The sequence below is a fragment of the Vibrio alfacsensis genome (assembly GCF_019670485.1).
GTDB lineage: Bacteria > Pseudomonadota > Gammaproteobacteria > Enterobacterales > Vibrionaceae > Vibrio > Vibrio alfacsensis.
This window is the reverse complement of the sequence record NZ_AP024165.1, coordinates 733,859-745,655: the sequence shown is the minus strand read 5'-3', so window position 1 is coordinate 745,655 and position 11,797 is coordinate 733,859. Positions and strand designations below refer to the sequence as shown.

At 45.5% G+C, this 11,797-nt stretch carries 8 protein-coding genes and 20 tRNA genes; 27 read left to right on the top strand and 1 reads right to left on the bottom strand.

Annotated elements, in window-relative coordinates:
* The first annotated feature begins 61 nt into the window (after window positions 1-61).
* The 22 genes from pth (at window position 62) to VA249_RS03400 (ending at window position 4,450) form a co-directional block, all read left to right on the top strand.
* Window positions 62-652: an aminoacyl-tRNA hydrolase gene (gene pth, locus VA249_RS03505; protein WP_128811428.1), complete on the top strand. Its 591-nt coding sequence runs from the start codon at window positions 62-64 to the stop codon at window positions 650-652.
* A gap of 10 nt (window positions 653-662) precedes the next feature.
* A complete protein-coding gene (ychF, locus tag VA249_RS03500; RefSeq protein ID WP_128811429.1) occupies window positions 663-1,754 on the top strand; it encodes a redox-regulated ATPase YchF in 1,092 nt (363 codons plus the stop codon).
* 283 nt (window positions 1,755-2,037) lie between these two features.
* Window positions 2,038-2,114: transfer RNA gene (locus VA249_RS03495), tRNA-Met, on the top strand.
* 40 nt (window positions 2,115-2,154) lie between these two features.
* Window positions 2,155-2,239 (top strand) — tRNA-Leu (locus tag VA249_RS03490).
* Between the two features lie 31 nt (window positions 2,240-2,270).
* Window positions 2,271-2,345, top strand: a tRNA-Gln gene (locus VA249_RS03485).
* 78 nt (window positions 2,346-2,423) lie between these two features.
* Window positions 2,424-2,500 (top strand) — tRNA-Met (locus tag VA249_RS03480).
* Between the two features lie 66 nt (window positions 2,501-2,566).
* Window positions 2,567-2,651, top strand: a tRNA-Leu gene (locus VA249_RS03475).
* A 26-nt stretch (window positions 2,652-2,677) separates the two neighbouring features.
* A tRNA-Leu gene (locus VA249_RS03470) sits at window positions 2,678-2,762 on the top strand.
* 16 nt (window positions 2,763-2,778) lie between these two features.
* Window positions 2,779-2,853, top strand: a tRNA-Gln gene (locus VA249_RS03465).
* 33 nt (window positions 2,854-2,886) lie between these two features.
* A tRNA-Leu gene (locus tag VA249_RS03460) sits at window positions 2,887-2,971 on the top strand.
* 30 nt (window positions 2,972-3,001) lie between these two features.
* A tRNA-Gln gene (locus VA249_RS03455) sits at window positions 3,002-3,076 on the top strand.
* A gap of 65 nt (window positions 3,077-3,141) precedes the next feature.
* Window positions 3,142-3,226 (top strand) — tRNA-Leu (locus tag VA249_RS03450).
* Between the two features lie 22 nt (window positions 3,227-3,248).
* Window positions 3,249-3,325 (top strand) — tRNA-Met (locus VA249_RS03445).
* 53 nt (window positions 3,326-3,378) lie between these two features.
* Window positions 3,379-3,463 (top strand) — tRNA-Leu (locus tag VA249_RS03440).
* A 40-nt stretch (window positions 3,464-3,503) separates the two neighbouring features.
* A tRNA-Gln gene (locus VA249_RS03435) sits at window positions 3,504-3,578 on the top strand.
* A 33-nt stretch (window positions 3,579-3,611) separates the two neighbouring features.
* Window positions 3,612-3,696 (top strand) — tRNA-Leu (locus VA249_RS03430).
* Between the two features lie 30 nt (window positions 3,697-3,726).
* Window positions 3,727-3,801, top strand: a tRNA-Gln gene (locus VA249_RS03425).
* 65 nt (window positions 3,802-3,866) lie between these two features.
* Window positions 3,867-3,951: transfer RNA gene (locus VA249_RS03420), tRNA-Leu, on the top strand.
* A 22-nt stretch (window positions 3,952-3,973) separates the two neighbouring features.
* A tRNA-Met gene (locus VA249_RS03415) sits at window positions 3,974-4,050 on the top strand.
* Between the two features lie 54 nt (window positions 4,051-4,104).
* Window positions 4,105-4,189: transfer RNA gene (locus tag VA249_RS03410), tRNA-Leu, on the top strand.
* 47 nt (window positions 4,190-4,236) lie between these two features.
* Window positions 4,237-4,311 (top strand) — tRNA-Gln (locus VA249_RS03405).
* A 54-nt stretch (window positions 4,312-4,365) separates the two neighbouring features.
* Window positions 4,366-4,450: transfer RNA gene (locus tag VA249_RS03400), tRNA-Leu, on the top strand.
* A gap of 141 nt (window positions 4,451-4,591) precedes the next feature.
* On the opposite strand, the gene VA249_RS03395 is transcribed toward VA249_RS03400, so the two are convergent.
* Window positions 4,592-5,767 carry a 2-octaprenyl-3-methyl-6-methoxy-1,4-benzoquinol hydroxylase gene (locus VA249_RS03395; protein ID WP_221068929.1) on the bottom strand — a complete coding sequence of 392 codons (1,176 nt, stop codon included), beginning with the start codon at window positions 5,765-5,767 and terminating at the stop codon, window positions 4,592-4,594.
* Window positions 5,768-6,117: 350 nt separating this feature from the next.
* On the opposite strand from VA249_RS03395, the gene miaB reads away from it, so the two are divergent.
* The 5 genes from miaB to lnt all read left to right on the top strand — a co-directional run bounded on the left by miaB (window position 6,118) and on the right by lnt (window position 11,771).
* Window positions 6,118-7,542: a tRNA (N6-isopentenyl adenosine(37)-C2)-methylthiotransferase MiaB gene (miaB, locus tag VA249_RS03390; protein ID WP_221068927.1), complete on the top strand. Its 1,425-nt coding sequence runs from the start codon at window positions 6,118-6,120 to the stop codon at window positions 7,540-7,542.
* Between the two features lie 101 nt (window positions 7,543-7,643).
* Window positions 7,644-8,741 carry a PhoH family protein gene (locus tag VA249_RS03385; protein ID WP_128811432.1) on the top strand — a complete coding sequence of 366 codons (1,098 nt, stop codon included), beginning with the start codon at window positions 7,644-7,646 and terminating at the stop codon, window positions 8,739-8,741.
* A gap of 2 nt (window positions 8,742-8,743) precedes the next feature.
* Entirely contained in the window at window positions 8,744-9,208 is a 465-nt protein-coding gene (gene ybeY, locus VA249_RS03380) for an rRNA maturation RNase YbeY (protein ID WP_221068925.1), read from the top strand.
* A gap of 106 nt (window positions 9,209-9,314) precedes the next feature.
* A complete protein-coding gene (gene corC / locus VA249_RS03375) occupies window positions 9,315-10,214 on the top strand; it encodes a CNNM family magnesium/cobalt transport protein CorC (protein ID WP_128811433.1) in 900 nt (299 codons plus the stop codon).
* A gap of 36 nt (window positions 10,215-10,250) precedes the next feature.
* Window positions 10,251-11,771 carry an apolipoprotein N-acyltransferase gene (lnt, locus tag VA249_RS03370; RefSeq protein ID WP_221068918.1) on the top strand — a complete coding sequence of 507 codons (1,521 nt, stop codon included), beginning with the start codon at window positions 10,251-10,253 and terminating at the stop codon, window positions 11,769-11,771.
* The last annotated feature ends 26 nt before the right edge of the window (window positions 11,772-11,797 follow it).

Here is an 11,797-nt window from a genome sequence, read left to right as displayed (position 1 = left end):
CCCTGCGACTTTTCTGTGCTATCATACTGCGCTTTTTTGAGATTCCAGAGAGATCCTAACCTTGACTCAACAAATTAAACTTCTCGTCGGTCTTGCTAATCCAGGACCTGAATACGCCAAAACTCGCCACAACGCGGGCGCATGGGTGGTAGAAGAATTAGCACGCGTTCACAACGTTACCCTGAAGAACGAACCAAAATTCTTTGGCCTAACTGGACGCATTATGGTCAACGGCGAGGATCTCCGTTTGCTGATCCCAACGACTTTTATGAACCTTTCAGGCAAAGCGATCGCTGCATTAGCGAAGTTTTATCAAATTAATCCTGAAGAGATCATGGTCGCGCATGACGAGCTAGACTTACCACCAGGTGTGGCTAAGTTTAAGAAAGGCGGCGGTCACGGGGGCCACAATGGCCTACGTGATACGATTAGCAAATTGGGCAATAACAAAGATTTTTATCGTCTTCGTATCGGCATTGGCCATCCGGGACACAAAGATAAAGTGGCAGGTTTTGTACTAGGCAAAGCTCCAGCAAAAGAGCAAGAGCTACTAGATGCCGCAGCTGATGAATCAGTGCGCTGTCTGGATATCCTAATTAAGGATGGCCTATCTAAAGCACAAAATCGCCTACACACGTTCAAAGCTGAATAAGGTTACTATCATGGGTTTTAAATGTGGCATCGTTGGTCTACCTAACGTTGGTAAATCAACTCTGTTTAACGCACTAACTAAAGCGGGCATTGAAGCAGCAAACTTCCCGTTCTGTACCATCGAACCAAACACAGGCGTGGTACCTGTGCCAGATCTACGTCTAGATGCACTGTCGAAGATCGTTAACCCACAAAGAGTACTACCTACCACAATGGAATTCGTTGACATTGCTGGTCTAGTAGCTGGTGCATCTCGTGGTGAAGGTCTAGGTAACAAATTCCTAGCAAATATCCGTGAAACTGATGCGATCGGTCACGTTGTACGCTGTTTTGAAAACGACAACATTGTTCACGTTGCAGGTAAAGTATCTCCAATCGAAGATATTGAAGTTATCAACCTAGAACTAGCAATGGCTGACCTTGATTCTTGTGAACGCGCAATTCAGCGTAACGCAAAGAAAGCAAAAGGCGGCGACAAAGACGCAAAATTTGAGCTAGCAACACTAGAAAAACTACTGCCTGTATTAACAGAAGGTGGTATGGCACGTACTGTTGAGCTATCAAAAGAAGAACTAGCAGCTGTTGGCTACCTAAACTTCCTGACACTTAAGCCAACCATGTACATCGCTAACGTGAACGAAGATGGCTTTGAAAACAATCCATACCTTGACGCTGTTCGTGAGTTCGCAGAAAAAGAAAACAACGTTGTTGTTCCTGTTTGTGCTGCAATTGAGTCAGAAATGGCTGAACTTGAAGACGACGAGCGTGAAGAGTTCCTAGCCGATCTAGGCATTGAAGAGCCAGGTCTGAACCGCGTTATCCGTGCAGGTTATGAACTACTATGCCTACACACTTACTTTACAGCTGGTGTTAAAGAAGTTCGCGCTTGGACGATTCCTGTAGGTGCAACAGCACCAAAAGCAGCAGGTAAGATCCATACTGACTTCGAAAAAGGCTTTATCCGTGCAGAAGTTGTTGGTTACGACGATTTCATCCAATACAACGGTGAAAGTGGTGCGAAAGACGCAGGTAAATGGCGTCTAGAAGGTAAAGAATACATCGTTAAAGATGGTGATGTTGTTCACTTCCGCTTCAACGTATAATTAAGTGGATATAATTCAACCGCTTTATTAATCCAAAAAGTCAGCCTCCGTGCTGGCTTTTTTATTGTCTCATGAAATGACGATATATTAAGTCTCCGGCTACAAGCCATTTTATTTCCAGTTTTAGATCATAAACGCGCCTCTTTGTTTAAAAAGGAAGCGAACGATGAATTTTAAGAGATTTATTAAAAAAAACTGTTGACGGTTCTCACTCAAATTCGCATAATGCGCGCCGTTCCCGACGACAAGGCAACAAGGCGACGAGAACGAAAAACATGGTTATGGCTACGTAGCTCAGCTGGTTAGAGCACATCACTCATAATGATGGGGTCACAGGTTCGAATCCCGTCGTAGCCACCATTCCTAAAGATTCTTTCTATAAGAATGGTTAGGAATAGATGCGGTCGTGGCGGAATTGGTAGACGCACCAGATTTAGGTTCTGGCGCCGCAAGGTGTGAGAGTTCAAGTCTCTCCGACCGCACCATGTTTTAAGTAGTAGCAATACTACTATCTGCAGGTCTATCGCCAAGCGGTAAGGCAGCGGCTTTTGATGCCGCCATTCCCTGGTTCGAATCCAGGTAGACCTGCCACTATTTCAAAGTGAGATTCCTTAAATAAAGGGTTGTCACTTAGAGCGCGAAGGTTTATATTGTCTCGCTCAAAAAGATGGCTACGTAGCTCAGCTGGTTAGAGCACATCACTCATAATGATGGGGTCACAGGTTCGAATCCCGTCGTAGCCACCATTCTTTTTATAAGAATACAAAATTGTTAGTTTTTACCAATTAACTAATGATTATAAAATTCAAGATGCGGTCGTGGCGGAATTGGTAGACGCACCAGATTTAGGTTCTGGCGCCGTAAGGTGTGAGAGTTCAAGTCTCTCCGACCGCACCATCTTGAAACAATTTAAATAAATATATGCGGTCGTGGCGGAATTGGTAGACGCACCAGATTTAGGTTCTGGCGCCGCAAGGTGTGAGAGTTCAAGTCTCTCCGACCGCACCATATATTTATTGCCTGCAGGTCTATCGCCAAGCGGTAAGGCAGCGGCTTTTGATGCCGCCATTCCCTGGTTCGAATCCAGGTAGACCTGCCACTATTTTGATTATTGAGTCTACTCAGTAATTATGCGGTCGTGGCGGAATTGGTAGACGCACCAGATTTAGGTTCTGGCGCCGTAAGGTGTGAGAGTTCAAGTCTCTCCGACCGCACCATTATTAAAGTCTCTTTTGTTAGAGCGCTGTAGGTCTATCGCCAAGCGGTAAGGCAGCGGCTTTTGATGCCGCCATTCCCTGGTTCGAATCCAGGTAGACCTGCCATTATTCTCCTTGAAAAAGGACGTTGTTGAGGTTTTACCAATTCTCTCAACAATAAACATTAAGATGCGGTCGTGGCGGAATTGGTAGACGCACCAGATTTAGGTTCTGGCGCCGCAAGGTGTGAGAGTTCAAGTCTCTCCGACCGCACCATCTTAATGAACAGTACAAATTTGGCTACGTAGCTCAGCTGGTTAGAGCACATCACTCATAATGATGGGGTCACAGGTTCGAATCCCGTCGTAGCCACCATTTACAACAATATTTAGATCTCACCAATTGATCTAAACATTGAAAGAAAAGTCGCGGTCGTGGCGGAATTGGTAGACGCACCAGATTTAGGTTCTGGCGCCGCAAGGTGTGAGAGTTCAAGTCTCTCCGACCGCACCATACTTTTCTGAAATTGATATGTCTTTTGACTATCGCCTGTAGGTCTATCGCCAAGCGGTAAGGCAGCGGCTTTTGATGCCGCCATTCCCTGGTTCGAATCCAGGTAGACCTGCCACTATTTTGATTATTGAGTCTACTCAGTAATTATGCGGTCGTGGCGGAATTGGTAGACGCACCAGATTTAGGTTCTGGCGCCGTAAGGTGTGAGAGTTCAAGTCTCTCCGACCGCACCATTATTAAAGTCTCTTTTGTTAGAGCGCTGTAGGTCTATCGCCAAGCGGTAAGGCAGCGGCTTTTGATGCCGCCATTCCCTGGTTCGAATCCAGGTAGACCTGCCATTATTCTCCTTGAAAAAGGACGTTGTTGAGGTTTTACCAATTCTCTCAACAATAAACATTAAGATGCGGTCGTGGCGGAATTGGTAGACGCACCAGATTTAGGTTCTGGCGCCGCAAGGTGTGAGAGTTCAAGTCTCTCCGACCGCACCATCTTAATGAACAGTACAAATTTGGCTACGTAGCTCAGCTGGTTAGAGCACATCACTCATAATGATGGGGTCACAGGTTCGAATCCCGTCGTAGCCACCATTTATTTGAAGAAATAGTTTATACTATTAACTATTGATTCCGTAAATTCAAAGCGCGGTCGTGGCGGAATTGGTAGACGCACCAGATTTAGGTTCTGGCGCCGTAAGGTGTGAGAGTTCAAGTCTCTCCGACCGCACCATTACTTTCCTTAATTGGAGAGCACTTAGCTGAAAGACTAAGACCTGTAGGGCTATCGCCAAGCGGTAAGGCAGCGGCTTTTGATGCCGCCATTCCCTGGTTCGAATCCAGGTAGCCCTGCCATTACAAAACGTTGTTAAGGTTATACCAATTGCCTTAGTAACTAAAAAACACGATGCGGTCGTGGCGGAATTGGTAGACGCACCAGATTTAGGTTCTGGCGCCGCAAGGTGTGAGAGTTCAAGTCTCTCCGACCGCACCATGATTAAAAAACCCAGCATTAATTTGCTGGGTTTTTTATTTTTTCCGATTCTGGACTCGGGAGTTCTTTGAACTCTCGAATTAAAAAAGCGAGCTCATGGCTCGCTTTTTTTCTATCTGTTACTTTTTATCTATCTAACGCTTACATACCCAACGCGTACTTCAATACCTGTGCTTTGATCGGCCCAGAGTTTTCAGCCAACTTTAGAGCTGCATTACGAACAAACTTCAATGGTCCTAGATCATTGCTAAAGCCTTTGTAAAAAACATCCATCCCTGTTTGCATTAATAAGTTATCTGGACGGCGAGCACGTTCATACTGGGCTAACAACACATCGTTGAGTTGCTCTTGCTGATCCGTAACCGCAAGCAATACATCAACATCTTTAAAGCCGAGGTTGACGCCTTGTCCGGCTAGTGGATTAATCGTATGAGCTGAATCCCCCACTAACACGCAATTCTTGTTTGAATAGCTTTGGGCATGGCGACGAGTGAGTGGGAATGAGCCAAACTGTAAAACTTCAATATCGCCTAACTCAGCAGGGAAATGACGGAGGATCTCTTCTCTAAGTTGAGATTTCGTCATTGAACACAATTGCCTAATACGCTTTGGAGAGTCATACCAAACAAGCGACCCCTGCCCTAATTCTTTTCCATCGACATGAACAGAGCACAAAGGCAAGAAAGAGCGAGGACCCGATGGGGTAAATTGCTGCCAAGTGATATCTTGTTGCGGTAGTTCGGTTTTCACGTTGATCAGCATACAGTGTTGACGATAATCCCAAGCAGTTACACCAATGCCAGCGAATTGACGAACTTTCGAGTTCGCACCATCGGCACCGATCACCCAATGAGTTTCGAACTGCTGGCCGCTTTCTAGTGTCACGAGGTTTACGTCATTAAATTCAATATTTTGTAGCCTTTCTGGACACATGACCGTTAAGTTGTCGTATTGTGCGAACGCTTGCCAAAGACCGAGTTGGATTAAGCGATTTTCAACAATGTAACCCAACTGATCTAATGAAAGCTCATCAGAATGAAAACGCGTACGACACTCTGGATGTTCCCATGTTTCTAAACGACGATAAGGACATACGCGCATGCTTTCTATCGCAGACCATACGCCCAATGAATCAAGTAGCTTCACAGATTGATGAGAGATCGCCGACACTCGAATATCTAACGGTTGGGAAACATCAAATGCTTGTGGCTCCATGCTTTCCACCACCACAACGCTTCTGCCTTGCTTGGCAAACCCAAGGGCAACGGCTGCCCCAACCATACCGCCACCGATTACGGCGATGTCATACTTGTTCATTTTCTTGCTCTTCATCGTATTGATTAACTGGCGTTTTTTAATTGTACGTTCCAGTGCAGTTTTTACAAAATTCTTTATCCCTGCGTGAACTAAATTGCCCAGCTTACAAAGAATCAATTAGTTAGCCGCTTTCAATGTAAACCTCATCCATATATCGATGCTGATTCACCCAAAAACCCTGCTTTGTATAAGGCAAAAGCCTAGATTTCATCAGGGTTTGCAGAGAATTTATTAGATCACTAGTCAGGTGCTTTTTAAAGCAGTACAATACGCCGCTTACCGCCGAGATGGCGGCTATTATTTGAGCAAAAGCTCTCCGATTTAAGTACAACTGAACGAGCGAAAGTGAGATGAGTAAGAAACTGCTAATTAAAACCTGGGGCTGCCAGATGAACGAATACGATTCATCAAAAATGGCCGACCTGCTTAATGCTGCAAACGGCTATGAGCTGACTGAAGAGCCAGAGGAAGCAGACGTACTTCTACTCAACACCTGTTCGATCCGTGAAAAAGCGCAAGAGAAAGTTTTCCACCAGCTAGGCCGTTGGAAAACACTAAAAGATAAAAAACCTGGCGTTGTTATCGGTGTAGGTGGTTGTGTAGCAACTCAAGAGGGTGACCATATCCGTGAACGTGCTCCATACGTTGACGTGATCTTTGGCCCACAAACGCTTCACCGTCTACCTGAGATGATCAAACAATCTCTGTCAGATGAAGCCCCTGTTATGGATATTTCATTCCCTGAGATCGAAAAGTTCGATAGTCTGCCAGAGCCTCGCGCTGAAGGTGCAACTGCATTCGTATCTATCATGGAAGGCTGTTCTAAATACTGCACTTACTGTGTAGTACCATACACTCGTGGTGAAGAAGTTAGCCGCCCAATGGATGACGTTCTTTACGAAATCGCACAGCTTGCAGAACAAGGCGTTCGTGAAGTAAACCTACTAGGCCAGAACGTAAACGCATACCGTGGCCCAATGCACGACGGTGAAATTTGTTCATTTGCAGAACTGCTTCGTCTGGTTGCGTCTATCGATGGTATTGACCGTATTCGCTTCACAACAAGCCATCCACTTGAGTTTACAGATGATATCATCGCAGTGTACGAAGACACGCCAGAGCTAGTGAGCTTCCTGCACCTTCCTGTGCAAAGTGGTAGTGATCGCGTTCTTACTATGATGAAGCGCCCTCACACTGCGATTGAGTACAAGTCGATCATCCGTAAACTACGTAAAGCTCGTCCTGATATTCAAATCAGTTCTGACTTTATCGTTGGTTTCCCTGGTGAGACAGACAAAGATTTCCAAGACACAATGAAGCTAATCAAAGATGTAGACTTTGATATGAGCTTTAGCTTTATTTTCTCTCCTCGTCCAGGTACACCAGCGGCAGATTACCCTTGTGACCTTGCTGAAGATGTGAAAAAAGAACGTTTATACGAGCTACAACAAACCATCAATACACAAGCAATGCGCTACTCTCGCCTAATGCTAGGTACTGAGCAACGCGTTCTGGTTGAGGGTCCTTCTAAGAAGAATCTAATGGAGCTACGTGCTCGTACAGAAAACAACCGTGTAGTAAACTTTGAAGGTAACGCAGACCTAATTGGTCAGTTCGTTGACGTGAAAATTACCGATGTATTCGCTAACTCACTACGTGGTGAGCTAGTACGTACAGAAAAAGACATGGACCTTCGTAGTGTGATTTCACCAATGCAAATGATGGCGAAAACACGTCGCGAAGATGAGCTAGGTGTAGCGACTTTTACGCCATAAGCTCGTAATATACCAATATGATTGATGGTATTGGTATCAAAGCCATTGAGAGCCTGGTCGTTATCAGGCTCTCGTAAAATGGCAAAAAATGAGAGGCAACATTGAGCAATAAAATCGTAACTCTAGAAATTAACCTAGAACCTTCTGATAACCGCCGTTTAGCAAGCCTGTGCGGTCCATTCGACGATAATATCAAGCACTTAGAACGTCGTTTAGGCGTCGAAATTAACCATCGTAGCGACCTTTTCACTATTGTCGGTAAACCTCATACCGCCACCGCTGCATTAGATATCCTTAAAAGCCTTTACGTAGACACTGCACCTGTTCGCGGTAACACACCTGACATTGAACCAGAGCAAATCCATCTGGCAATCAAAGAGTCTGGCGTTCTTGAACAAAATACCGAATCAAATATCGAGCACGGTAAAGAAGTTTTCGTCAAAACCAAAAAAGGTGTGATCAAGCCACGCACTCCGAATCAGGCTCAATACCTGGTAAACATGGTGACGCACGACATCACTTTTGGTATTGGTCCCGCAGGTACTGGTAAAACTTACCTCGCGGTAGCGGCAGCAGTCGACGCACTAGAGCGCCAAGAGATCCGTCGCATTCTATTAACTCGCCCAGCAGTTGAAGCGGGTGAGAAATTGGGCTTCTTACCAGGTGATTTGAGCCAGAAAGTCGATCCATACCTACGTCCTCTTTATGATGCCCTATTTGAAATGCTGGGCTTTGAGCGCGTAGAAAAACTGATTGAACGTAATGTCATTGAGGTAGCCCCTCTTGCTTACATGCGCGGTCGCACATTGAACGATGCATTCATCATTCTTGACGAGAGCCAAAACACGACCGTTGAGCAGATGAAGATGTTCCTTACACGTATCGGCTTCAACTCTCGTGCCGTTATCACAGGTGACGTGACGCAGATTGACTTACCTCGAGGCGCAAAATCAGGTCTTCGTCACGCGATTGAAGTGCTAAGCGAAGTCGATGACATCAGCTTTAACTTCTTCCTAGCCGACGATGTGGTTCGCCACCCAGTCGTTGCCCGTATCGTTAACGCGTACGAGAAATGGGAAGCGCAAGACCAGAAAGAACGTAAAGAGTTCGAAAAACGCCGTCGTGAAGAACGTGATGCACAACTGCTCGAAGCCGCTAAAGCAGAACTGAGCGCACAAATAACGGCAACTAAGGAATAACCATGGCAGTTGAACTTGATCTGCAACTGGCAGTCGAAAATGAAGAGGGGTTACCTTCTGAGCAAGACTTCCAATTGTGGCTAGATAAAACCATTCCACTTTTTCAACCACAAGCAGAATTAACGATTCGAATTGTTGATGAAAAAGAAAGTCACGAGCTAAACTACGAATATCGTGGTAAAGATAAACCAACCAATGTGCTTTCATTCCCATTCGAAGTACCACCAGGCATGGAAATGGACTTATTAGGCGATTTAATTATCTGCCGTCAAGTTGTTGAAAAAGAGGCAATTGAGCAAAATAAGCCTCTACTAGCACATTGGGCTCATATGGTTGTACACGGCAGCCTGCATCTGCTAGGTTATGACCATATCGAGGATGACGAAGCTGAAGAGATGGAGTCCCTCGAAACAGAAATCATGCAAGGTATGGGATACGAAGATCCATACATTGCTGAAAAAGAGTAACTTTACGTTACTCTGCTGTGAAAGATGCTCACCTAGGTGAAAACCTCGTGTTCGTCTTTCTATGTGAGCTATCACACTTTTGGTAGCGTTACTTAATTGAGAAACAATGAACGAAGATAATTCTCCCTCTTCTAAAGAAGGTAAGAAAGAAAAGGCAGAAGGTCCGAGTAGAAAGTCCTTCTTTGAACGTCTAGGTCAACTATTTCAAGGCGAACCTAAAGATCGCCAAGAGCTTGTGGATGTTATCCGTGACTCAGAAATCAATGACCTAATTGACCATGACACCCGCGACATGCTTGAGGGTGTCATGGAAATCTCCGAAATGCGTGTGCGTGATATTATGATCCCGCGTTCGCAAATGGTGACAGTTGAGCGCACAGACGATCTTGATACTTTGATTGCTCTGATTACGGATGCTCAGCACTCTCGCTACCCTGTAATTAGCGAAGATAAAGACCATGTGGAGGGCATTCTATTAGCGAAGGACTTACTCAAATACTTGGGCTCAGGCAGTAACCCATTTGATATCGAAGAAGTAATTCGACCTGCAGTTGTCGTACCGGAAAGTAAACGCGTCGACCGCCTGCTTAAAGAATTCCGTGAAGAACGTTATCACATGGCGATTGTTGTCGACGAATTCGGAGGCGTATCTGGCCTTGTCACCATTGAAGATATCCTTGAAGAAATCGTCGGGGATATTGAAGATGAATTCGATGACGAAGAAGAATCCGATATTCGCAAGCTAAGCAAACATACGTTTGCTGTCCGAGCTCTGACAACCATTGAAGAGTTTAATGAGACATTTGGTACCGACTTCAGTGATGAAGAAGTGGATACCGTAGGCGGCATGGTGATGACGGCCTTTGGCCACTTACCAACTCGTGGCGAATTGGTTGAAATTGAAGGTTACAACTTCAAGGTCACCGCAGCCGATAACCGTCGTGTCATTCAACTTCAAGTGACGATTCCAGACGAAGAAACTCTGGTTGAAGCCACTCAAGAGTAACGCGATACCCTCTCGGGAATATCAGAAAAAACAATAATGATGAATGTACTCTTTCATCGCCTCAAGCGGCCCTTAGTGGCCGCTTTTGTTGGCGCTTTAACTACCCTAGCTTTTGCTCCATATCAATTGTGGCCTATTGCCATATTGAGCCCAGCCATCCTTCTTATTCTTCTTGCGAACCAATCGCCTAAGCGTGCGTTATGGATTGGTTACGCATGGGGCCTTGGCCAATTCTCAACAGGTGTAAGTTGGGTTTACGTCAGCATAGCTGGCTTTGGCGGAATGCCGCTGATCGCCAACCTATTCCTCATGGGCCTACTTATCGCTTACCTATCGGTATACACCGGTTTATTTGCTTGGCTCAGCAACAAATTCTTCCCTGAATTTACCCTAAGCAAAGCGTTACTTGCCGCACCTGCATTGTGGCTAGTGACAGACTGGCTACGTGGTTGGGTAATGACTGGCTTTCCTTGGTTATGGCTTGGTTACAGTCAAATTGACGCGCCATTTGCCAGTTTTGCGCCTATTGGTGGCGTAGAGCTATTAACCCTGTTCATCATGATCAGTGCTGGTGCATTGGCTTACGCATGGATTCACAAGCAGTGGTTAATGATCATCATCCCTGCCGTGTTATTAAGTGCTGGTTTTGGCATCCGCCAATACGACTGGGTTACCCCTCGCACAGAAGACATCACCAAGGTTGCACTTATCCAAGGCAACGTTGACCAGAACCTAAAATGGCTACCGAGCCAACGCTGGCCAACCATCATGAAATACGCAGATCTCACGCGTGAAAACTGGGATGCCGACATCATCGTCTGGCCAGAGGCTGCTATTCCTGCATTTGAAATCGAAGTGCCATCTTTCTTAAGAAATATTGATGCCGCAGCTAAGATGAATAACAGCGCGATCATCACAGGTATCGTCAATCAAGGCAAAGATGGCCAGTTCTATAACAGCATTCTGTCACTGGGTGTTACGCCATATGGTGACTACAGCTTTGATATGAGCCAGCGCTACCACAAGCATCACTTACTGCCATTTGGTGAGTTTGTCCCATTTGAAGCGGTTCTTCGACCATTGGCTCCGTTCTTTAATTTGCCTATGTCATCATTCAGTCGTGGCGATTTCATTCAGCCAAATATTGTTGCGAATGGTAAGCACATGGACCCAGCGCTATGCTATGAGATCATCTTTAGCGATCAGGTACGTCAAAATGTCACAGCAGACACTGACTTTATTCTTACCTTATCTAACGATGCATGGTTTGGTCATTCTATTGGCCCACTGCAGCATATGGAAATCGCACGTATGCGTGCACTTGAGTTGGGTAAACCGTTGATCCGTTCAACTAACAATGGACTTACGGCTGTCACCGATCATAAAGGTAAAATCATTGAGCAAATCCCTCAATTTGAAACCGCCGTACTGCGTGCAGAGTTAACACCGACAGATGGGCAAACCCCTTACCGTATCGTTGGTACTTGGCCACTGTATGCTTGGGCAGCCCTGAGTTTATTGCTGGCTTGGTGGTTACCTAGAAAGAAAAGATCATAAATAAAATGAAAAAAGAGGCGACAAAC